Source organism: Burkholderia sp. MR1-5-21 (assembly GCF_053427715.1).
Window position 1 is genome coordinate 90861 of record NZ_JBSAXD010000005.1, and the last position, 23672, is coordinate 114532.

Annotated in this window: 18 protein-coding genes; 14 read left to right on the plus strand and 4 right to left on the minus strand. The window is 63.3% G+C overall.

The features are described from left to right. Positions 1-6: 6 nt before the first annotated feature. From ACV229_RS08935 to tssB, 3 genes are all read right to left on the minus strand, one after another. On the minus strand, positions 7-2346 hold the full coding sequence (locus ACV229_RS08935) for a type VI secretion system Vgr family protein (RefSeq protein ID WP_448082762.1): 2340 nt from the start codon (positions 2344-2346) through the stop codon (positions 7-9). An 82-nt stretch (positions 2347-2428) separates the two neighbouring features. Continuing rightward, positions 2429-3961 (minus strand): type VI secretion system contractile sheath large subunit, encoded by a 1533-nt coding sequence (gene tssC / locus ACV229_RS08940; RefSeq protein ID WP_448082763.1) that lies wholly within the window; start codon positions 3959-3961, stop codon positions 2429-2431. A 73-nt stretch (positions 3962-4034) separates the two neighbouring features. Beyond that, positions 4035-4547 (minus strand): type VI secretion system contractile sheath small subunit, encoded by a 513-nt coding sequence (gene tssB / locus ACV229_RS08945; protein WP_448082764.1) that lies wholly within the window; start codon positions 4545-4547, stop codon positions 4035-4037. Positions 4548-5144: 597 nt separating this feature from the next. On the opposite strand from tssB, the gene tssK reads away from it, so the two are divergent. The 14 genes from tssK (at position 5145) to ACV229_RS09015 (ending at position 22544) form a co-directional block, all read left to right on the plus strand. After that, entirely contained in the window at positions 5145-6497 is a 1353-nt protein-coding gene (gene tssK / locus ACV229_RS08950) for a type VI secretion system baseplate subunit TssK (protein ID WP_448082765.1), read from the plus strand. Next, positions 6494-7225 carry a DotU family type IV/VI secretion system protein gene (locus ACV229_RS08955; protein ID WP_448082766.1) on the plus strand — a complete coding sequence of 244 codons (732 nt, stop codon included), beginning with the start codon at positions 6494-6496 and terminating at the stop codon, positions 7223-7225. The genes tssK and ACV229_RS08955 overlap by 4 nt, the downstream gene beginning before the upstream one ends. Further along, a complete protein-coding gene (locus ACV229_RS08960; protein ID WP_448082767.1) occupies positions 7222-8961 on the plus strand; it encodes an OmpA family protein in 1740 nt (579 codons plus the stop codon). The genes ACV229_RS08955 and ACV229_RS08960 overlap by 4 nt, the downstream gene beginning before the upstream one ends. 98 nt (positions 8962-9059) lie before the next feature. Then, entirely contained in the window at positions 9060-9545 is a 486-nt protein-coding gene (locus tag ACV229_RS08965) for an Hcp family type VI secretion system effector (protein ID WP_448082768.1), read from the plus strand. A gap of 139 nt (positions 9546-9684) precedes the next feature. Continuing rightward, the gene (gene tssH / locus ACV229_RS08970) at positions 9685-12408 is read left to right on the plus strand and encodes a type VI secretion system ATPase TssH (protein WP_448083000.1); all 2724 of its coding nucleotides are present in this window, start codon (positions 9685-9687) and stop codon (positions 12406-12408) included. A 16-nt stretch (positions 12409-12424) separates the two neighbouring features. After that, entirely contained in the window at positions 12425-12850 is a 426-nt protein-coding gene (gene tssE, locus ACV229_RS08975; protein WP_448082769.1) for a type VI secretion system baseplate subunit TssE, read from the plus strand. A gap of 735 nt (positions 12851-13585) precedes the next feature. Beyond that, positions 13586-14608 carry a 2-keto-3-deoxygluconate permease gene (locus tag ACV229_RS08980; protein ID WP_448082770.1) on the plus strand — a complete coding sequence of 341 codons (1023 nt, stop codon included), beginning with the start codon at positions 13586-13588 and terminating at the stop codon, positions 14606-14608. Between the two features lie 16 nt (positions 14609-14624). Then, on the plus strand, positions 14625-15065 hold the full coding sequence (locus ACV229_RS08985) for a GlcG/HbpS family heme-binding protein (RefSeq protein WP_448082771.1): 441 nt from the start codon (positions 14625-14627) through the stop codon (positions 15063-15065). Between the two features lie 26 nt (positions 15066-15091). After that, positions 15092-16069 (plus strand): 2-hydroxyacid dehydrogenase, encoded by a 978-nt coding sequence (locus tag ACV229_RS08990; RefSeq protein ID WP_448082772.1) that lies wholly within the window; start codon positions 15092-15094, stop codon positions 16067-16069. 61 nt (positions 16070-16130) lie between these two features. Then, on the plus strand, positions 16131-17018 hold the full coding sequence (glxR, locus tag ACV229_RS08995) for a 2-hydroxy-3-oxopropionate reductase (protein WP_448082773.1): 888 nt from the start codon (positions 16131-16133) through the stop codon (positions 17016-17018). Between the two features lie 61 nt (positions 17019-17079). Beyond that, positions 17080-18636, plus strand: a complete 1557-nt coding sequence (locus ACV229_RS09000) for an amidase family protein (RefSeq protein ID WP_448082774.1) — start codon at positions 17080-17082, stop codon at positions 18634-18636. Positions 18637-18742: 106 nt separating this feature from the next. Next, positions 18743-19633: a LysR family transcriptional regulator gene (locus ACV229_RS09005; RefSeq protein WP_448082775.1), complete on the plus strand. Its 891-nt coding sequence runs from the start codon at positions 18743-18745 to the stop codon at positions 19631-19633. A 157-nt stretch (positions 19634-19790) separates the two neighbouring features. Further along, complete coding sequence (gene pyk, locus ACV229_RS09010; RefSeq protein ID WP_448082776.1) at positions 19791-21206, plus strand: pyruvate kinase; 1416 nt, start codon at positions 19791-19793, stop codon at positions 21204-21206. A gap of 183 nt (positions 21207-21389) precedes the next feature. Then, positions 21390-22544 (plus strand): glycerate kinase, encoded by a 1155-nt coding sequence (locus tag ACV229_RS09015; protein ID WP_448082777.1) that lies wholly within the window; start codon positions 21390-21392, stop codon positions 22542-22544. Positions 22545-22630: 86 nt separating this feature from the next. Here ACV229_RS09015 and ACV229_RS09020 read toward each other — a convergent pair whose 3' ends face one another. After that, entirely contained in the window at positions 22631-23659 is a 1029-nt protein-coding gene (locus ACV229_RS09020) for an ABC transporter substrate-binding protein (protein WP_448082778.1), read from the minus strand. Positions 23660-23672: the final 13 nt, after the last annotated feature.

A 23672-nucleotide genomic window follows, 5' to 3' on the forward strand; every position in this document is an offset into this window, starting at 1 on the left:
TGAGCGTTATTCAGAAAATCCGAAGTTCGTTGCGTCCTTCACGTCGTTCAACGGCGCCGTGGACCACGTCGGGAATTTGAAGCTGCCACCGTCGGCGTCGTCGATTTTCAGGTTGCCCTTGACCTCGATTTCTCCGGCCGGACTGCCGAGAATGATCTTGCCGCCCGAGAGCTTGATGTAGGCGCCGGCCCCATCGCCGAGCGTGACACCTTTGCGGCCCGTGATGATCACTTCTCCATCTGAGGAACTGGCTGTCATGTCCTGCATCGACATCAGTTCCATCGTGTCGGACTGCGCCTGGAGCTGGACTTTCCCCTTCGCGGCGAAGATCCGAATCCCGAGCCTCGCCGCGAATAACGAGATCGCTTCGCCGGCCGCGACTGCGATACGCTTCATGACACCGATGTCGAGCCCGTCTCCGGCAGTGACAAACATTTGCTTGCGGGCAGCAAGCTGCATCTGCTGACCACTGGCGAGCCCGACGCCATCGGGGGCTGTCGCGACGATGACGGGTTTTTGAAGTCGCTTGAGCTTTTGCTGGATCAGCACGCGCTGTTGATCGATGTCAGCCTGCAACGCCTTTGCAGCGTTCGCCGAGTCATTAAGCGTATGCAGGATCTGCTCGGCCTGTTCGAGCGTCATGTCCGCATCCTGCATCGCGAGGTGCTGGCCTGCACCGCCTGGCTGCCCTTCGGCGGTAACCAACACGCCCTTTGCACCCCGAACAGCAACCGGCCCGTCGGTGCGCAATTCCGCGCCGTGCCCGCGCTCCTTGCGATCACCGTCGACCAAGTGCCCGAGATTGAGCTCGCTGTCCTGAAACGGCGTCATCAGGTGGATGTGCTCGACACCTTCCTTGTCCTCCATCCGCTGCGTGTTGCCTGCCGCGGTCACAATGAGGTTCCGGGTGTGATTCAGGTTGTTGACGAGGTCCGGATGCAGGTTGTCGTGCATCGCCCCGATGATCACGGGACGGTTCGGGTCGCCCCCCGTGTGGATGATCGCCACCTCCGCGCCGTCAATCAGCGGGAAATGGTGGCCGTAGTTGTCGCCGCTGTATGGCTTGGCGAACCGCACCGGCCGGCTTGTGCCACCTGGACTCCACTCGTCGAGGTCGAACGGCAGCTTGATCACATACCAACCTTGTTCGGTCAGGTACGCGTACTTGTAGTTTCCGGGCGACGTGATGCGCGCCGGCAGGATGCCGTCGATGACCGGATGCGAAATCGAGGCCGTCGACGTGCGCCACACGCGGTCGGAAGGAATCCCCTCGAAAGTCACCCAATACGACTGGTCGCGGCCGCCTTGTGACTCCACCGATGTGACGAAGATCCCGTGCTTCGCGTCGGACGGATTTGGATCGAGCCGCATGACTTCACCCGCCTCCAACCAGAACGGGTTGCCGCTACCCTTGAAGGTGATCTGCGTCGCCAGGAACTCCTCGTGCCGCAGACGAGCGACGCGCTTACCCTCTTCCGGCGTCTCATAGTGCTCGCCCCAGCGGTAATCGACACCGGTCGTCGTCTTGTCATCGCGCGCGGCGTTTTCCTCGACCAGCAGCGACACACCGGCTTGCCGATGGTTGTAGTCGTGCAGACGCACGGCTTCCGGCACGCGCCGGGTCCGCTTTTCGAGCGTCTTGATCGCGTCCGTACCGGAGCTCTCGAGCCCGGAGTCGCGCCGGTACGACACGGTGCGTTGCTTTCGCGCATAGGCGTCCAGATCGTCGCCGAACACGAGCACCGCGTGATCCTTCTTCTGCTCCCACCGGAACCAGATCCCTTCGTCCGCGCACAGGCGCTGGATAAAGGCAAACGTCGTCTCGTGATACTGGGTGACGTACTCGTGCCGCTTGTACTGGCCACGCAGCTGAAACAGGAAGTCGACCCCGGCCCGGTAGCCGTAATGACGCAGCGTGTCGGTAACGATCTCCTCGACCGACTGCTTCTGAAACAGCCGGCTCGTTACACCTCGATTCAGGTCGGCGAGCTTCGGCTCGAGCCGAACCCGATAGTGCGTCTGATCGGCCGACGTGCTGAACTCGTCGAACTGCGTGACGATGCCGTGGACCGAATACGCCGGCGGCATCTTGCTGAATTGCTCCGCGTTCTCGCCGAACATCCTGCGCAGATAGTCCATGTTCGGATCGACCGGGGCGACGATGAATTTCGCGGGGCGACCGACTACCTGGTCCATCGGGATACCGGAAATCGGACTCGTGAACTCGATATCGTAGCGGTACAACTCGCTCACCGCGTCCCGGCCCGTGAATCGGAGGACGGACGTCGGCGCGGGATGCGGCGCCAGCTTCAATTCATAAGCTTGCGACGGCAATATCATCGACATGGTTTTCTCTCAGGTGCAGGCACACAACCACACCGCCGGGAGCGCCATCAGTGCCCCGGCGGATCATGCTTGGAACGTCAGATCAGCTCTTGGCCTTCGGCATCTGCGACACCAGCGACAGGCCAATGTCCATGCCTTCGACCTGGAAGTGCGGGATGATGAACAGCTTGATGCGGAAGAAGCCCGGATTGTCTTCGATGTCCTCGACCGTCACCTTCGCCTCGCGCAGCGGGTGCGACGCCTGCAGCTCGTCGCCCGGATCCTTCATCTCGGTCACGAGCCCCTTGATCCAGTTGTTCAGCTCGAGCTCAAGCAGACGCCGGTCCTTGGTCGTGCCGATGTTCTCGCGCTGGATCAGCTTCAGGTAATGCGCGACGCGCGACAGCAGGAAGATGTACGGCAGGCGCGCGTTGATGCGGCTGTTGGCCGTCGCTTCCTTGGTCTCGTACAGCGCCGGCTTCTGCGTCGAGCTGGCCGAGAAGAAGCACGCGAAGTCGTGATTCTTGTAGAACGACAGCGGGATGAAGCCGAGATTCGCGAATTCGAACTCGCGCGTCTCCGGAATCAGCACTTCGGTCGGGATCTTCGGCTGCACGCCGGTGCCGAGGTCGTACAGGTGGACCGGCAGGTCTTCGACCTTGCCGCCTGCCTGCGGGCCGCGGATCTGCACACACCAGCCGTTGTTCACGAAGCTGCGCACCATGTTGGCCGCGAACGCGAACGACGCGTTGACCCACAGATACTTGTCGTGATCGGGGCCCTTCACCGCCTCTTCGTAGTTGAAGGCACGAACCGGCGTCGTATCCTTGCCGTACGGCAGGCGGCCGAGCACGCGCGGCATCGTCAGGCCGACGTAGCGCGCATCGTCCGTGTCGCGGAAGCTCTTCCACTTGATGTATTCGGCGCGATCGAAGTAGTTGCCGATGTCCTGAATGGCCGCGACCTCCTCCATCGACTTCTTGCCGAAGAACGCCGCACCGACCGCGCCGATGAACGGCATGTGCGCGGCGGCCGCCACCTTCGAGATGTTGCGCAGCAGTGCCACGTCCTGCGGCGAATGCGTGAACTCGAAGTCGCTGACCATCGCGCTGATCGGCTGCCCGCCCGGCGTGTCGTATTCCTCGATGTAGGTCAGGCGATACAGGCCGCTCTGGATCAGTTCCGGCGTGTCCTCGAAATCGCGCTGCAGCGCATCCTTCGATACGTCCAGCACTTCGATGCGAGCGTTCTTGCGGAAGTCGGTGCGCGAGACGAGCATCTTCAGGCCGCGCCAGCGACCTTCCAGGGCCTGGAAGTCCGGCGTATGCATCACAGCGTCGAGCTGGTGGCTGATCTGGCGATCGAGTTGCCCGATGTAGAAGTCGAGCAGCGATTTGTCGAGACGGTCGACCGGCTTGCTTTCCTTCGCGATGAGGTTGAGCAGCGCGTCCATCCCGCGCGCAACGCGCTCGTCGGCCGACGCTTCCGACAGCGTGTCGTTATCGCGAAACGCTTCGAGCGGCCGCGCTTCCGCGACCGGCTTCAGGTTGATCTTGTTGCACAGCGCGGCGTAAACGCTGTCATTCTCGAGCACGACCGTTTCCGATGCGCGCTGACTCGCTTCATTCTGTTTCATGGCTCTCTCAGTCCCGTTTCGTATGGCTGCGTGGTTGCGGGAGGCGGTGACGGCCCTCTTCGGCCGGCCGCGCTCAGGCATGACCTTCCTGTTGCGTAGCGGCCGTCACGATCTGCGCCAGCTCGCCACGCAGCTTGTCGGTGAGGCGCTTGTCCTTCAGAATCTTCTCGAACTCACGGCGGAACGTGCCGTTGTCGAGCAAATTCGACTTGAGGTCGCGCAACAGATTGCGCATCGCCAACATCGCTTGCAGCTCCGGGATCTGGCGAGCAACCTGCTCCGGCTCGAAATCCTTCATCGAGCGGAATGAGAGATTCACCGGCAGTTCCGAACCATCGCCAGCCAGGGTGTTTTCCGCGGCAATCGTGAGATCCGGCGCGTAGTCAGCCAGGACGGCATCGAAGTTGTTCTTGTCGATATTGACCTTCTTTCGCTCGGCCAGCGGCGCCTGCTCGCGACCCGCGCTGAAGTCGCCGGCGACGAGCAGCTTCAACGGCAGCTCGACATTCTTCTGGGCCCCGCCCGTATGCAGATCCAGGGTAATTGATACGCGACTCTTCGGAATTTCTCTCTGGAAGCTATCCATTTGCAATCCTTAATTGTTAATGGTCAAGCATTGGGCAGGCGCACGACGCATTCGGCACGATGCTCACCCGTTCCATGCAACGCACACTTATGCAATGCGCGGCGTGCCCGGATCGATGCTTCATCGTGCGGTCTCCGTTCGTACGGCGAAATCGCATGGCACTTATACACGGTAAACCCGACGCGCGTCAAAGCGTGTCGCGCCATCGATACGCCATTTAAATGTCACGAACCGTCAAATCTTAAATAACCTTACACATTCCACAACCTCACTCCTTATCCAAATAAAGAATATATCGACCACGAAAGATCGTTTCCATCCACGCGCCATCAACGCCAAACCCTTATATAGCCTTGCTTTGCGAGACTTGACGATTGTTGCGTTGCAATTTTCACAGTGGCGTTCCGGACAATCTCAAAAACAAACCATCTCGAAATAATCGGCTTTTGGATTTGACGTTTTCGCACACCCTTCGATACAGTCATTAGTAAACCAAACTACTTGGATTTAGCGGTATTGGTTGCGCCTTTCGTAGAAGATCGTGTATAGGTTACGCCGTTGCACCGAATAACGAACAATCGCACCACACGAGAGATCATGCGAATCGAGAAGCCACTTTGGCACGAGGGCCTCATCCTGACGCAGCAGCATTTTCAGCAACAGGACCGATGGGCTGAATTTGCACTACGTCAGTACGTATCTGCGGCAATTGCAGAGCCGTGGGGAACGCTTGCCGTCGACGTCGACGAAGAAGCGCTGGCCACGGGCCGCCTGAAACTCACCCGCCTGAGACTGTGCTTTCCGGATGGCACCCCGGTCGATACGAGCATCGCCGATGCGCTGCCTTCTGCGCGTGATCTGACGCAAGGCGTGCCGGCGGACGTTCAGAGCGTCGTCGTGCTCGCAGCACTGGCGTTGCCGGATGCGAACGGCAGCAACTGCCGTTTCGACGAAACCTCGCTTGCCCGCCCGCGGCGCTCATACCGTGAATTCGTGAAGGTCGCGGACCTGAATGGAACCGGCGTGACCGAGATCGCCGCGGAACGGCATGCGGTAAGGCTCTTGTTCGACTTCGAGTCGCATGCCGACGACACGACCTGCGCGATCACGCGACTGACGCGTGGATCGAGCGGCCAGTTCCAGATCGATCAGCGGTTCGTACCGCCTTGCCTCACGCTCGGCAGCCATTCGTTGCACCTCGAACGGGTCAATCGCTTGACGGACATCCTGCACGCCAAGAGCCTCGCGCTCGGTGCTCGCCGTAGCGAGCGCATCGAGCAGGTCGCCGAATACGGCGTGGCAGACGTGCAGCTCTTCTGGCTGCTTCACTGCATCCATGCGGCGTGGCCGGAGCTGCGGCTGTTCTCGACGCATCCGAGCCGGCCTCCGGAGCATCTGTACGCCACGCTGGCACAACTGGCCAGCGCGTTGATGACTTTCTCGACAGGCGCCCAGCTGACCGACATTCCGGCGTACGACCACGCGCGGGCCGACGAGGTGTTTGCGAAGCTCGAGTCGACAATCCGAGAACTGCTCGACGCGATCATTCCGTCCCGGGTTGTCTCGATCGGCCTCACGCGCAAAGGGCCGACCACCTGGACCGGCGAGTTCCTCGATGAGCGAATCGTCGCAGACGCCGCAGACTGGTACCTGTCGGTCAACGCGCCGATTCCCGCGTTCGAGCTTGTTGAAACGTTTCCGCGGCTGTGCAAGATCGGAGCGCCTGACGACGTCGAGCACATCATCAATTCCGCACTGCTCGGCATTCCGCTCAAGGCCGTGCAGCGGGTGCCGGCCGCAATCCCGGTGCGTCTGGACAACCACTACTTCGCGCTGGACTCGACCAGTACCGTACACGGGAAGATGCTCGCCGCGCGGGCCTGCCAGATCTACCTTCCCGCGTCGGTACCGGACGCCTCGCTCGAACTCTACGCGGTGCTGCGCTCATGAACGCCCTGAATCCCAACCGAAACGAGACTGCCCTGATGCAGAGTGCGGCGGGCGCCGGCATCCCGACCGTCGACGGGATTCGCGATCTGCTCCGCGACACGGCGCTGCTCGTGACGACACTCGGCTCGGGTGGGCAGACGCAGGACCCGGTCGCGTTGCGCGGACGGTGCAAGCAGCTTGTCGAACAGTTCGCAAGCGACCTGGAGGGACGAGGCTTTCCGGACGATGTACGCAACGAGGCGCTGGTCGCACAGTGCGGTCTGCTCGATGAGGCAGCACTGCGACATCTGCCGAGCGACGCCCGGTCCGGATGGGAGAACAGGCCCCTGCAGGTGGAGCAGTTCAACCTGCATGAAGCGGGCGAGCGCGTGTTCGAGCGGCTCGACGCCCGCATGCGCGAGCCGTCGCCGTCGGTCGCGCTGCTCGAATGCTACTCGGCGATCCTCGAGATGGGATTCGTCGGCCGGTACGCTCGCGAGGGCGAAGCGAAGCGCGCTGCGTTGATTGCGTCACTCAACGCCAAACTGGAAACGCTGCGCTCGACCTCGGATCGACCGTTCATCGCGGATCGTGCCGGACGGCGGCTTTCCGATTGGTTTTACCGCCTTTCCCCATGGGCGATCGCCGGACTCGCCTGCGTTGCCGCGGCGGTTGTATGGGGCGTCTGGTCCACGGCGCTCGACGTGCAGCTCGCGCATCTTGTGACAGCAAAGGCTGCTCGCCCGTGAAATCCGACCTGCCTGTTCTCTCCGCGGCGTCGACGTGGACGCCTGATCGCGGTCACGAAGGGCTCGGCTATCCGTCCCGGGTCATGGTCGCATTCGCAGCCGCGCTGGCACTCGCGGTTATCTGGCTGGTGTTGCCGCTCGGTCCGGGCGTCATCTGGACGCTCGCGGTAATCATCGGCCTCGTGGCGCTCGCGCTGATGGGGTGGCGCACACAGCGGCTTTCCCGCGCGCGTGAGCAGAGTACGAGCGTGCTTGCCGCGCTGGGTGCCGCGACGGCGGACATTCCGGTGAACCTGCGCACGCGCATGCCGCTCGTGCTGGTAACCGGTGATGGTCTGCCCGCGCTGTTCGACCGGATTGGCGAAACCCGGCACGTGCACGTCGGCGACGGCGGCATCTGGCTGCGCGCCGATCGTCCGCAGGATCTGCCGCGACTGGCCGTAGCGGTCAGGCAATGGCGTGACGGCCGGGCCCCGGATGGCGTCGTTCTGTCGGTCGCGCCGGCGTTGCACACGGGAGTGGACGTGCTGATGCAAAATCTGCGCGTCATTCGGCAGGCAGTCGCCGATGCCGCCCGGATGCTGGGCACGCGATTACCCGGGTACGTGGCGGTCTATCAGCGGCTTACCACCGGCCCGGTCGATCTCACGACGCCGGAGTGGTACGGCGCTTCCTCGGCCGCCCACCTGACGGACGCCGATCGTCTCGAACCCGTGATCCGGGCGGCGGAGGATGCGGTCCAGCGTGCACCCGGCGATCGCGTGGCCGCGACGCGTGCAGCCGCCCTTGCGTCGGTCATGGGCTGGACGCAGCGCGTCGTGCTCGGCGCGCTCGCGGACCAACTGCAGCCGGCGACGCCGTGGGCGTTGTTCGGCGCCGGCTGGATCGACTGCGGACCCGCAAGCGGACCGGACGCGCCGTGGGAACGCGACGTCGAAATGCAGACTCGCGTGACACGTGCAAGCTCCGCCGCCTCGCCGACGCCGTGGCCACTCCCGCAGCCGCTGATTGAGGCGATGCCCCGACGATACTGGATGTCACCTCGCTTGGCAGCCGTGGCGCACGCGCTCGCTCTGCTCGCTTGCGCCGCCGCCGTCGCGTTCTGGGGCGCGGCCAGGAACAACGAAACCCTGCTGACCCGAATGGGTGCCGATCTCGGCCGCTATTCGACGATCCCGGCCGATCACGACGCCGCGAAACGTGATGCGCTGCAGGCATTGGTGGCCGATCGTGATCAGCTTGACCGGTATGCGCGCACGGGCATCCCGCTGCGTCTGTCGTTCGGCATGTACCGAGGTGCGCAGTTGATGCCGGCGCTGAACGATGCGATCGCATCGTATGTGCCACCTCCGCCGCCGCCCGCTGTCGTCACCCTCGACAGCATGTCGCTGTTCGACAGCGGTCGCGCGCAGTTGAAGCCCGGCTCGAACCGCGCAATGGTCGGCGCGCTCGACATGATCAAGTCACATCCCGACAAGCGAATTCTCGTTGCCGGCTACACCGACAACGTGGGCAATCCGGACAGCAACCTGAAGCTCTCCACGGCACGCGCGGAGGCCGTGCGCGACTGGCTGATCGATGCCTCGGGCATTCCGGCGACGCAGTTTGCGATCCAGGGCTACGGCATGACGCGTCCGATCGCGAGCAACGACATGCCGGACGGCCGTGCGAAGAACCGCCGCGTGGAAATTACGCTGGTGCCGGATCTCCCCGACCATCAGGACTTGGCCAAGTAAAGAGCAGACTTTAGCCCCTGAAGCATTTCGCTTCGGGATTCTGAAGCTCGGGGGCTGGCTCCGGGCTATCTTAGTAGTACGTACAGAGGAGTGAAGCAATGGCAATTCCGGCCTATATGTGGCTCAAGGACGATGGCGGCGCCGACATCAAGGGTTCGGTGACGGTTCAAGGCCGTGAAGGCAGCGTCGAACTCGTCGCGTTCGACCACGGCGTGCACATCCCGACCGACGGCAACACCGGCAAGCTGACGGGCACGCGTGTGCACAAGCCCATCACGCTGACGAAGGAAACGGACGCGGCGACGCCGTATCTGTACAAGGCGGTGACGAGCGGCCAGACGCTCAAGTCGGTCGAGATCAAGTGGTACAGGATCGACGATGCCGGCAAGGAGAAGGAGTACTTCAACACGAAGCTCGACAACGTCAAGATCGTCGCTGTGAATCCGGTGATGTACGACATCAAGAACCCGGACTACGAAAAGCACAACCACCTCGAAAACGTCGAGCTGCGCTACGAAACGATCACGTGGTCGTACAAGGACGGCAACATCATCCACAAAGACACCTGGAACGAGCGTTCCTGATCCTTATCGTATGGTCGGAACCGCCGGGCCCTCTGGCGGTTCCTTTGCCAGCCTGACCTGTTCTGGCTGGCCTCTTTCTACCCGGGAGCGAGCCGCGCCGATGATTGCGGCTCGCGCCTTTCCGTACTCAGGCATCGACATGACTCCGCGCGACACTACTCACCTGCTCCGTCGGCTGAATCCGCACTGCGCCAAGGCGCTCGAAGCGGCCGTGAGCCTATGCCAGACGCGTCTCGCGGACGAAATTACGGTCGAGCACTGGCTGCTCAAGCTGATCGAGGCGGCGGACGGCGACATTCCGGCGATTCTGCGGCACTACGGGATCAACATCGGCACCGTCTGGGATGCGCTGATCGCCGCGATCGAACACCTTCCCCGCAACCTGCGCGGCAAGCCCGCCCTCTCCCCGCAACTGGCGACCATGCTGCAGGATGCGTGGATGCACGCGTCGTCGGAGACGGATGAGGCAACCATCCGGTCCGGCAACCTGCTGCAGGCGATTGTCGATACGCCCCATGTGCTGCGTGCGCAGAACGCCTGGCCGCTGCTGTCCATCAGCAGCGCGCAGGTCCAGCGGCTCCTGCCTCGCCTCGCCCATCGGTCGTGCGAGAGCCGGCTCGGTGAAGGCAGCGAAGCCGGAGCGGATGACAATGCGACGGTCCCGGCCGGAGACACCCCCAAAGAGACGGCCGCACGCGTTGCGACAACGACGCCTGCGCCCCGGCGAACCACTGAAGGCGACACCCTCGCCCGTTTTGCGATCGATCTGACCGACAAGGCCCGCCGCGGCGACATCGACCCCGTGTTCGGCCGCGATCGCGAGATCCAGCAGATGGTCGATGTGCTCGCGCGCCGGCGCAAGAACAATCCGATCCTCGTTGGTGAGCCGGGCGTCGGCAAAACCGCACTCGTCGAAGGCCTCGCGCTGCGCGTCGCCGAGGGGAGCGTGCCCAACGTCATTCGTGACGTACGCATTCTCACGCTCGATCTCGGTCTGCTGCAGGCCGGCGCCGGTGTGAAGGGCGAATTCGAGCAGCGCCTCAAGAACGTGATCGACGAAGTGCAGGCCTCACCCATGCCGATCCTGCTCTTCATCGACGAAGCCCACACGCTGATCGGCGCGGGCAACGCCGCCGGCGGCGCTGACGCCGCCAACCTGCTCAAACCCGCGCTCGCGCGCGGCGAACTGCGCACGATCGCGGCAACGACGTGGTCGGAGTACAAGGAATTCTTCGAGCGCGACGCAGCGCTCGAGCGCCGCTTCCAGATCATCAAGGTCGACGAACCCGACGATGATGCGGCTTGCCTGATGCTGCGCGGCCTGAAGAACCGCTATGCGAAGTACCACAACGTGCACATCCGCGACGAGGCGCTCGTCGCGGCCGTCAAGCTGTCGCGCCGCTACATCCCGGCCCGGCAACTGCCGGATAAGGCCGTCGATCTGATTGACACGGCCGCCGCGCGCGTGCGCATGGGCCTGGAATCGCCGCCGGCAGAACTGCAGCGTGCACGCGCCGCGGTCTCCGCGCTCGAACTGGAACAGGCGACGCTCGACTCGGACGCGCGGGCCGGCGTCGACGATGTTGCGGCCCGGCGCGCGGCGCTGGAAAGCGCGTTGACCGAGGCCCGCAATATCCTGACAAGCTTGCAGGCCCGCTATGTCGGCGAACTCGAACTGGTCCGTCTCGTCCACCAGCATCGGGCCGAGATCAGTGAAGGCAGCTCAGCGTCCGACCGCGACCCGCTCGACGACGCCAAACGCCGGCTTGCCGATCGGCAAGGCAAGACGCCGCTGGTCTTCGTGGACGTCGACGCATCGGCGATCGCGCGCGTCGTCGCGGAATGGACGGGTGTGCCGGTCGGCAACCTGATGGAAGACGAACTGCAGAGCCTGCTGACCCTTGAACAGCAGTTGGCCAAGCGCGTGGTCGCTCAGGACGACGCGCTGGCTGCGCTCGCGGAGAGCCTGCGCACCGCGAAGGCAGGTCTCAAGAATGAACATGCACCACTCGGCGTATTTCTGCTCGCGGGAACATCGGGCGTCGGCAAGACCGAAACGGCGCTGGCCCTGGCCGACCTGCTGTTCGGCGGGGAGGCGGCGCTCACGACGATCAACATGTCGGAATATCAGGAGTCGCACACGGTCTCGCAACTGAAGGGCTCCCCGCCCGGCTATGTCGGCTACGGCCGCGGCGGCATCCTGACCGAAGCCGTGCGGCAGCGTCCATACAGCGTCGTGCTGCTCGACGAGGTCGAGAAGGCCCACCGCGACGTGCTGGACATGTTCTATCAGGTGTTCGACCGCGGCATGATGCGCGACGGCGAAGGGCGGGAAATCGATTTCCGCAACTGCGTGATCCTGATGACCTCCAATCTCGGCAGCGCCCGGATCGACGAGGTCACCGCCGATAATCCGGACATCGCGCAGGCGGCGCTGCTCGACGCGATTCACCCGCAGCTTGTCGCGCACTTCCAGACCGCGCTGCTCGCGCGCTTCCAGTCGCTCGTCTATCGGCCGCTTGACGCCGTCGCGCTTGCGTCGATCGTGCGGCTCAAGTTGGCAAGGATCGCCGAGCGCCTGCGCCGGCAGCACGACGTCGAGCTGGCGTGCGACGCGTCGCTGATCGCAGCGATGGCCGAGCTTTGCCTCGCGCGCGAGTCCGGCGCGCGCAACGTCGATGTGTTCCTCAACCAGCGCATCCTGCCCACCGTATCCCGTGAACTGCTCGCGCGCATGGCGGCCGGCGCCGCGCCCGCGAAGATCGTGTTGTCGAGCTCGGCCGAGGGCAACTTGACGATCGATTTCGTCGATCGGGACGACGTTGCAGCCGGGACGACAGAGCCCGCCCCCGTCGTAGCGTAACGGACAGAGGAAGACCATGCAGGCGGGGCCTTCCCTTTACGACATGTTGCTCGGCCAGATCGGCGGTGAGCCGCTTGACGCCTACGACGACCGGATGCTGGAATGCATGAGCGTGCAGCAGAACGTGCAGCGCATCCTGAACACGCGCGCCGGCGCACTCAAGCATCTGCCCGATTACGGCCTGCCGGACCTGACGAACATCTATAAGGCGCTGCCCGCCTCGGCCCACATGCTGAAGCAGCAGATGGAAGCGACTCTCTTGACATATGAGCCACGCATCCGCTCGATCGACGTCGACATCCTCGAGAACGACGATCCGGGCGTGCTGGTGAGTTTCGAGATGACGTGCCATCTGAAGAAGGCCGGACTCGTGCGGTTCGGCACGTACTTCGAGCCGCCCGGCCGTATGTGGGTGAAACGCAGAATTCCGGAGCGCGGCTAATTCGACGACCGTTCGTGGGGACCCATGTGGACCGCCATTCTGCGTGGCGTCGCCGCACGCGGCCGGCCGGATCAATCGCCGTTATCGTTTGCGCCCGACAATGTCCCGCACGCGCATCATGACGCCCGGTGAGAACCCTTCGGGCCGGTGCGCACGCGAGTCATGCGCCCGGCGCGGCGCACCGAGCATCGGTCTCGGAACAAAGTCGCGTGGTGCGCGGTCACGTCGTTGACCGGTCGATTGCGAGTACGCTTCCGCGCAACAGCCCGCGCGTTGCCCGACCGGCCGCCCAGTGCCAAACGGACCCGAGCAAGCTGTTGGTCGAGATCGGACAGGCTAGCCGGCGTGGTGCCGAACGCGTCCGCCACGCCGCGCTGCCGCAACGCCGCAACATTCCGGCCCTTCATCGCGCCAGTGCCTGCCTCGCTTGCCCGGCCATCGGGCGTTTCAGCGCGTTGAGTCGATGCTGTACTGCAACGTCATAAATTGCATGCAAAATCCATTCCTGAAAATAGCCAGCCCAGCTCCCGGCGTTGGTCGCAGGGCCTGAATTTTCATCAAAAGCCTTATCCAGCGGGCAACAAACATCGAATCAGGGTTTACGACACGTTGCGAGCGCCCTCAAAGTCATCATATAACATGATCGTGTTTTGAATACAAAATGCATAGTGCGAGTGTCCGTGCGGGCTGGCCCGTTGCGGGCCGAGATGAAGTGCTGCCAAGGAGACAGTAGCGATGCGGATCTATCAGTTCATCAACAAGGTGCCGGGCGGGATGATGGTGGTCCCCCTTTTTGTCGGAATGCTGGTCAATACCTTCATTCCGAACGCGCTGAAGATCGGCGGGTTCACCCAGGCGCTGACCAACCAGGGGTATCCGACGATTCTCGCGATGTACCTGTTCACCGTCGGCACCAAGATGACCTTGCGAGCGGCGCCCAGCATGCTCAAGCGCGGCTTCGGCATCCTGTTTGCGAAGGTGGGCATTGCCGTGCTGATTGCCCTCGCCATTGCCAGCTTCTTTCATGGGAGTGTCCTGGGTCTCAGCACGCTCGCCGTTCTGGCCGCGATGAACGACACGAACGGCGGCATGTTTCTCGCACTGACCAGCACCTTCGGCAACAAGGAAGATTCCGGCACTTACGTCGCACAGAGCATCGAGACGGGGCCGTTCGTCACCATGATCGTCCTGGTCGGCGCGGGTCTGGCGAATATCCCGTGGCTGACCATGTTGTCGGTCATTGCACCGATCTTTGCGGGCGCGATCTTCGGCAATCTCGACAGCGAGCTGCGCGATTTCTTCGGCAAGCACGAACCGCTGATCGTCCCGTTCATGGCCTTCACGCTCGGCCAGGGGATCAATCTGAAATCGGTATTCGCGGCAGGCATGCCGGGCATCGTGCTCGGGATGGCGGTATTTGCCATTACCGGCATCGTCTGCGTTCTTGCCGACCGGGTGCTGGGTGGCTCGGGCGTGGCGGGCGCGGCTGCGTCGAGCACCGCCGGCAACGCCGCAGGCACGCCACAGGCGATTGCGATGGCCGATCACTCTTTTGCCGCGATCGCCCCGGCCGCCACCATCCAGGTGGCCGCATCCGTGATCGTAACCGCGGTGCTGACGCCGATCCTGACCGCCTGGGTATTCCGGAGAGCGCAAAAGAAACAGGCGCTGCTGAATGGGCAGGCTGCTGTCCATGAAGACGCGCGACGCGATGACGAGCGTGACGCTCTGTCGCTGATCGGTTCCATCGACAAATGAACGAAGGACACACGCAGTGGACAACCTGAATCTCGAACTGGTGCAGGCGCTTCTCGCATACGCAGCCGACAACGCGAGCAACGCATTCGACAAGCCGATATGCATCGCGGTATGCGACGGTCACGGCTTTCTGGCCGGCTTTCTCCGGATGGACGACGCACCCGTGCGCAGCATCCAGATCTCGCAGCAAAAAGCCTATACGTGCGTCCGCATGGGCGTGACGACCGTCGCGCTGCTCGACCGGCTGCGGCAGGAAAACATTCCGCTCAGCTACTTCTGCGATCCGTTGCTGACTGCGTTGCCTGGCGGCGCAGTGTTGACCGACCGGCACGGGCGTGTGAGCGGTGCAATCGGCGTCAGCGGCCTCGCGCCTGCCGACGACCAGGCCATGGCCGATGAACTCGCCCGTTTCGGCGCTCGATACGCGTCGCCGGATGAGGCGCGGCAACGAAGTTGAGTCAGATCCTTACGAAGAGAGCACCCATGAAACGAGCCAATATTTATGTCACACGCATGATTCCGCAGCAAAGCATCGATGATCTGCGCCAGTTCCATGAAGTGGAGGTGAATCCGCATGATCGTGCGCTCACGCGTGACGAACTTCTGCGGGCAGTGCGGGGCCGCGACGCCGTGATTACGCTGCTGACCGACACGATCGATGACGACGTGATCGATGCAGCCGGTCCGCAGTGCAGGATCTTCGCGAACTACGCAGTCGGATTCAACAACTTCGACCTCGAGGCAGCCACCCGGCGCGGCGTGATCTTGACCAACACGCCAGGCGTGCTCGACGACGCCACCGCCACGCATGCATGGGCGCTGTTGCTTGCGAGCGCGCGACGCATCTCCGAATCCGAACGCTACGTGCGCGACGGCAAATGGCAAGGCTGGGCGCCGATGGCCTTTCTCGGCCAGGACGTCGACAACAAGACGCTCGGCATCGCCGGCATGGGGCGAATCGGAGCGAAATTCGCGCGCAAGGCAGCCGCGTTCGACATGAAGGTGATCTACACGGACGCCCGGCGCAATGCGGAAATCGAACGTCAGGTGGGCGCGACCTTCGTCGACAAGCAATCGCTGTTGCGGGAATCCGATTATCTGTCCCTGCACCTGCCGCTCACACCCGACACGCACCACTACATCGGCGCGCCGGAATTGGCGCAAATGAAGCGAACGGCGATTCTGATCAATGCCGCCCGCGGGCCGCTCGTCGACGAAAAGGCGCTCGTCGCCGCGCTGCGCGACAAAGTGATCTTCGGGGCCGCGCTCGATGTCTTCGAGAACGAGCCCAGTCTCGAAAGCGGATTGGCCGATCTCGACAACGTGGTGCTGGTGCCGCATATCGCGTCGGCGACGACCGAAACCCGCATCGCGATGGGCAAGATTGCGACCGGCAACGTCATCAGCGTACTCAACGGCGGGAAACCGCAGACCTGCGTCAATCCCGAAGTGCTGCTCTAGGCCATGCGGCGATGCGTTGCCGATATCGGCAACGCAAAACACTCATTGAAAAGGTAATGTGATGGCAAACGTTGGATTTATCGGACTGGGTATCATGGGCGCGCCGATGGCGGCCAATCTGCAGCAAGGCGGCCATCGATTGTTCGTGCACGATCGGAATCGACCTCCCGCGGAATTGATCGAGAAAGGCGCAACGCCGTGCGAGTCCGGTCGTGAAGTCGCGCGACACGCTGACATCGTTATCGTGATGGTGCCCGACACGCCGCACGTCGAAGCCGTGCTGTTCGACGAAAATGGCGTGGCGAGCGGGCTCGGTCCCGGGAAGATCGTGGTCGACATGAGTTCGATCTCGCCGATCGCGACGAAAGCGTTCGCCAGAAAGATCAATGACCTGGGCAGCCAGTACCTGGACGCTCCGGTTTCCGGCGGCGAAGTCGGTGCCAGGGCCGCTTCGCTGACCATCATGGTCGGCGGCCCCGAAGCCGCGTTCGAGAAGGTCAAGCCGCTGTTCCAGCTGATGGGCAAGAACATCACGCTGATCGGCGGCAACGGCGATGGGCAAACGACCAAGGTTGCCAACCAGATCATCGTCGCCTTGAACATCCAGGCCGTCGCGGAAGCGCTGCTGTTTGCGTCGAAGGCCGGCGCCGATCCTGCCAAGGTGCGACAGGCCTTGATGGGCGGCTTCGCGGCGTCGCGCATCCTCGAAGTCCATGGTGAGCGGATGGTCAAGCGCACTTTCGAACCGGGTTTCCGGATCGAGCTTCATCAGAAGGATCTCAACCTCGCATTGCAGGGCGCCAAGGCACTTGGGGTTTCCCTGCCTCATACCGCCTCTGCACAGGAGCTGATGAATGCATGCGCCGCACACGGCATGAGCAAGCTCGACCACTCGGCGCTGTGCCGGGCAATCGAATTGCTTTCCATGCACGAGATAGCCGGCGCCTGATTCACCTGCGGTCCGCGATCCAGCGCGCTCCGGCGTCACCCTATCGCCTTGTCGAGAAATCATGAAGAGAAGCCACCTTGCCGCCACGATCGCGGTCCTTTCCGCATTGGCCACGCCCGCTTTCGCTGTGGGTTTCAACGTCGAAGAGACGACGATTCCACAACTGGAGCAGGCGTTCCACGATCATCGCCTGACCTGTCATGCGCTCGTCCGGACGTACCTTGACCGGATCAGCGCTTACAACGAACAGGGGCCGAAGCTCAATGCGATCCTCACGCTGAACCACGACGCCCTCGCCACCGCCGACAGGCTCGATGCGGCCTTCTCGGAGAAGGGCCCGGTCGGACCGCTGCACTGCGTGCCTGTCGTGCTGAAGGACAACTACAACACGGCCGACTTGCCGACGACGGGCGGCTCGCTGTCGCTCGAGGGTGCGCGGCCTGCCACGGATGCATTCGTGGTGGCCCGCTTGCGCGCAGCCGGCGCCGTGATTCTGGCGAAAACGAACATGCACGAGTTCGCGCTCGCGGGCACCACGGTGAGTTCGCTCGGCGGCCAGACACTGAACCCCTACGATCTCACGCGCACGCCCGGCGGTTCGAGCGGGGGCACGGGCGCGGCGGTCGCCGCCAACCTGGCGATGGCCGGCACGGGTTCCGACACGGCGAACTCCGTGCGCTCGCCGGCCTCCGCCGATTCGCTTGTCGGCCTGCGTCCGACACATGGCCTGCTGAGCTTGAGCGGCATCATGCCGGTGTCGAGCACGCAGGACGCGATCGGTCCGCTCGGCCGCCATGTCGTCGATGTCGCCGCCATGCTGCAGACCATGGCGGCGGCCGACCCTGCCGATCCCGCCACCGAAGGCCATCCGCATCCGAACTACGTGGCTTCGCTGCGCGCGGACGCGCTACGGGGCAAGCGGATCGGTGTGTTGCGCGTGATGTTCGGCTCCGCGCCCGAGCATCGGCCCGTGAATGACGTCATGGAGCAGGCGCTCGCCCAAGTGAAGAAGGCCGGTGCGACGCTCGTCGATATCGACGCGCCCGAACTCGGATCGGACAAGCTCATCGCCGATAACGACGTGCAGAAATACGAGTTCGCGACAGTCATGAATCACTACCTCGCGACGACCATGCCGAACGCCCCGCTGAAGACGGTCCGGCAGATCTACGCGAGCGGCCGGTTCAACCACGCGACGCTCGACAGTTTCCTGAAGACCTCCGTCTCCTACCGCGACGGCATGGCGGAACCGGACTACAAGCTTCGACTGGAGCGTGACGCCAGGACGCGCGCCGTGCTGGCGAAGGTCATGGCCGACAACCACCTCGATGCGATCGTCTATCCGCTGCAAAAGCGGCTCGTCGTGCCCTTGACGGAGCTCAATCAGGCCGATCGCAACGGCATTCTCGCGTCCGTGACGGGCTTCCCGGCCGTCACGGTTCCGGCCGGATTCTCGGCCCCGACACCCACCGCCCCGCTTGGCGTGCCGGTCGGCATGGATATCCTCGGCAAACCGTGGCGCGAGGCAGCGCTGCTGTCGATCGCCTACTCGTTCGAGCAGGCGACGCATGTCCGCCGTCCGCCGCAAAGCGCACCGCCGCTCGCGTCGGGAATGTAAACCGGACGCGTCGTGTTGCGGCGCGCGGCCGATAAGCGGAAGATAGCAACGCGCCAGCCGGCCTCGTGGCGCCGCCAAAATCGGCCCGGATTTACCCTGACGAGCAATGGAAATTTATCAGCTGCGGTCCTTTCTTTCGGTAATGCGTGTCGGGCATTTGACGCGCGCGGCGGAGCAGCTGCATTTGACGCAGTCTGCCGTGTCGAAGCAGATCAAGGCACTCGAAGACGAGCTGGGGCTGACCTTGTTCAATCGATCTCCGTCAGGCATGACATTGACGCCTGCGGGGAAACGCCTGGCGCCGCTTGCCCAACGCACGGTCGACGCTGCCACCGAGATGGCCAACCTGGCCCGCTCGATCCAGGGCCATCTCACCGGCACATTGAAGCTCGGAACGATCATCGACCCGGAATCCATCAGGCTGGGAGAGCTGTTGCGCGAGATGCGGCAGCACCATCCTCAGGTCGAGGTGGTTCTCGAGCACGGAATTTCGGGCTCCGTGCTGCAGCGCGTGAAAGACGGCGAACTGGACGCCTGCTTCTATCTCGGCACGGTCGACGACGCGGATCTCACCGTCATCCGATTGAGCATCGAAACCTACCTGGTGGCCGGCCCTGCGGAATGGCGTGACCGTTTGACGCGATCTTCCTGGGCGGAACTGGCGGCCATGCCCTGGATCGGCACGCCAGCAGGCAGCTCGCAAACGGCGCTCGTCGACAAAGTCATGAAGCAGCGCGGACTCTCGAGGCAAACAGTCGTCCAGGCCGACCAGGAATCCTCGATGATCGAACTCGTGAACGCGGGCGTCGGCTTGTGCCTTGTCCGCGAACGGCTCGCGCGGGAAATCGGTCCCGACATGAATATCGTGTTCTGGGCGGGCGACAAGCTGCACTGCCCCCTCGCACTCGTTGCTCGCAGCGATCATGCGAGCCGCGCGCACATGTCCGCGTTGTTCGAAACGACGTTCAACGTATGGCCGTCGGCTGTCTACCAGTAACCCGCAACTCGGGCAGCAACCGGCGACTCGCCGATGCGCATGCGTCCGGCGCCATTCCTGCCAGTCATGACCCCGTTGAAAAACCGCCATTAGACGCGATTCGAAGCCAACGCTACAGTAGCTCACCGCCCTACTTTGGAACAGGAGCTACTTCGATATGCGACGCCAGCGACGTGGAAAGATTATCGCAACGCTCGGGCCGGCGAGCTCCGATCGAGCGACGATTCGAGCGCTGTTCGATGCGGGCGCCGACGTATTCCGGCTGAATTTCAGTCACGGCACGCATGAGCAGCATAAGGAACGGCTTTCGATCATTCGTGATATCGAGCGGGAAGTCGGCCGTCCGATTGCCGTTCTGCTGGATTTGCAAGGGCCGAAGCTGCGGATCGGGACGTTCTCCGACGGCCCGGTGACGCTTGTTCCAGGCACGCGCTTTCGCCTCGATCTCGCGAGTGCGCCCGGTGACGGCTCCCGCGTGCAGCTCCCTCATCCGGAGATCTTTGCGGCATTGAGCCCCGGACACGAGTTGCTGCTCGACGACGGCAAGCTCCGCTTGCGAGTCGAGCATTGCGGCGCCGACTTCGCGGAAACGGTTGTCGTCGTCGGCGGTCGGCTGTCCGAGCGCAAGGGTGTCAACGTGCCTTCGGTCGTATTGCCGATATCGGCGCTGACGCAAAAGGACCGTGCCGACCTCGAGTTCGGCCTCGACCTCGGCGTGGACTGGGTTGCACTATCGTTCGTGCAACGACCAACGGATCTCGAGGAAGTGCGTGAGATCGTAAAGGGTCGCGCCGCTGTCATGTCGAAGCTGGAGAAGCCCGCGGCAATCGACTGTCTCGATGCGATCGTCGAGCAATCGGATGCCGTCATGGTGGCGCGTGGCGACCTCGGTGTCGAATTGCCCGCCGAGAAGGTGCCCAGCATCCAGAAGCGGATCGTGCGAGCCTGCCGCAGGGCTGGCAAGCCCGTGGTCGTGGCCACGCAGATGCTCGAATCGATGATCGCTTCGCCCGTGCCGACACGCGCCGAAGCATCGGACGTCGCGACGGCCGTCTACGACGGAGCCGATGCAGTGATGCTCTCCGCCGAATCCGCATCGGGCAAGTACCCGCGGGAAGCGGTAGCCGTGATGGATGCGATCGTCTCCGAGGTCGAAACCGATCCCCACTGCACCGTGGCGGTTCACGAGTCCTGCTTCTCGCCGGAAGCAACCGTAGCCGATGCGGTTTGCGCTTCGCTGCGGCAAACAGCCGACTTGCTGGGCGTCGCATCGATCGTCACCTTCACGCGCTCCGGCTTTACCAGCCTGCGTGCATCGCGGGAGCGTCCGGCGACACCCATCGTGAGCGTCACGCCGAACATCCAGACCGCGCGCCGCCTCGCGCTCGCATGGGGTGTGCATTCCGTGCATGTCAAGTACGACCTGAACGATATGCCCGGCATGGTCGAGGTGGCTTCTGCCATCGCGCGCGATCAAGGCTATGCGGCGCCGGGGTCGCTCATCGTAATCGCTGCGGGAATGCCGTTTGGCAGAGCCGGCACGACAAATCTGTTCCATATCACCCAAGCCTGAAGAACTCATGTGCGCGGCGTCGTCGACCCAGTTATTTCCGGAGTCCTGCATTTTGATGATCGCGCATGTCCGTTCAACGGAAATTTTCGATTCCAGCGGTAGTCCGACAGTGGCAGCGACAGTTTTATTGGAATCGGGCAAGCATCCGGACTCTGTACCGGTTCGAGAATTGGGGGAGACAACATGAAAATCGTCATTGCACCGGATTCTTTCAAGGAAAGTCTTGGCGCACTCGACGTTGCGGATGCGATTGAAGCGGGCTTCAGAGAAGTGTTTCCCGATGCCTGCTACGTCAAAGTCCCGGTCGCAGACGGTGGTGAAGGGACCGTTCAGGCATTGATCGATGCGACGGGCGGCACGCGCCGCACTGTCGATGTTGTCGGACCGCTCGGCGCTCGGATCGCGGCTTCTTACGGTTACACCGCACAATCCGGGCTCGCGGTCATCGAAATGGCGGCGGCGAGCGGCCTCGGCCTGGTCCCGCCGCCAATGCGCGATCCCCGCATCACGACCACGTTCGGCACGGGGCAACTCATGATCGATGCGCTCGACGCCGGCGCGCGGCGATTCGTGATCGGTATCGGCGGCAGCGCAACAAACGATGGCGGCGCCGGCCTGATACAGGCACTCGGTGTGCGCCTTCTCGACGCTACCGGCAATGAGATAGGTTACGGCGGGGCGGAATTGGCACGGCTCGCGAAGATCGACGCGAGCGGTCTCGACAAGCGCATCGCGCAATGTCAGATCGACGTAGCCTGCGATGTGACCAATCCTCTGGTCGGTCCACGTGGCGCCTCGGCGATCTATGGACCACAAAAAGGCGCAACGACAGAAATGGTCGAGCAACTCGACCAATGTCTTCGCAATTTCGCATCCGTGCTTCGTCGCGACCTCGGCCAGGACATCGCTGCCGTTCCCGGTACCGGTGCAGGTGGGGGCATCGGCGCAGCACTGCTCGCCGTGCTGAATGCGCGGCTGCGCCCCGGATGCGAGGTCGTGACGGACGCCATCGATCTGGTCGGCACGCTCTCGGACGCGGACCTCGTGATCACGGGCGAAGGACGCATGGATTCGCAAACGATCAACGGGAAGACACCCATTGGCGTCGCGCGCGTGGCGGCCGTACGTGGCATTCCCGTGATCGGCCTGGCAGGCTCGTTGTCGCATGACTCGGATGCCGTCCACGCGCATGGAATCGACGCGTTGTTCAGCGCGGTTCGCCGCCCCTGTTCAGTCGAGGATGCGTTACGGGATGCGGCGTTCAACGTGCGCAGCGCGGCACGCAACGTCGCCGCGGTTTTGCGTATGGGAATGCAGGTCGGCGTCCGCATTCCATGAAGTGCCGACAGCCGGGCCATTTGACCGCCACTTCGTGAAGTCTCATGCCGGATCGGCAACGAACGCTCGATACCTCACGTGCTCGCTCACTGCCGAGCGCGCAGCGCTGCTTCGACAAACGCGTTCGTATAGGTCCGGTCGACCTTCACCGACGCATAGGCCGGCGTGGCCGCGGTGAGCACCTGCCACTCCTTCATCGCGCCGTCGTCCGGCATGCGTCCGTCGTTTGCGAACATCGGGATCTCTTCCTTCAGCACCTTCAGGTATGCGGCTCGGTCCTTGCCGACGATCTCCGGCGGAATCACGGCCATGATCTGCTCGGGCGCATGCGTGCCGATGTACTGCAGCGTGCGCACGAACGCGTCCGCCAGATGCTGCGCGATCTCCGGATGCGCGCGAACGCGCGCGCTCGACATGTACACCGTGCTCGACGGAAACAGCGTGCCGAGCGCCTGGCGCGTGCCGTCGACCGACGTCAGGTCCGCGAATACCGTGGCCACGCCTTTCGACTCGTAGATGTCGCCGTCGGGTGTCGGCGCGACGACAAAATCGGCCGCGCCGTTGCGCAGCGCGTCGACGTTCCTGTCCTTGCCATCGGTCCCGAGCCGCGTGTAGTCGCCGATCGCGTGACCGCCGGCAAGCACGAGCGCGTTCGCGACCGTGCTCTTCGACGAGCCGGCGCCGCCCGCGATGAAGCGCGCGCCCTTGAGGTCGGCCACGTTCCGGTACTTCTCCTTCGCCTGGTTCGCGACGAGCACCTTCGCGCCCGGCGTCACGCCCAGCGTGACGACCGCCTCCGTGTCGATGCCGTGAGCCTGGTTGACGACGTTGTGATGGTAGTAGGCGACCACCGCATCGACACGCCCGTCCTTCAGCATGTCGGCGGTCGATACGTCGTCGCGTATGTTCATCACCGTGACGGTTGCGTTGCCGTCGTTCAGGTAGCCGAGACGCTCGGCCAGCACGACCGGGAAGTTGCGGATCGCCTTGATCTCGTCGACCAGCAGGACGATGCGTTGTGGCGGCACGTCGGCCGCAGGCGCGGCGGAGTCGGCGGCCCATGCGTGGCCGGCCAGCAGACATGCGGATACGAAAGCGAGGGGGAGCTTTTTCATTGGAAGTTCCATC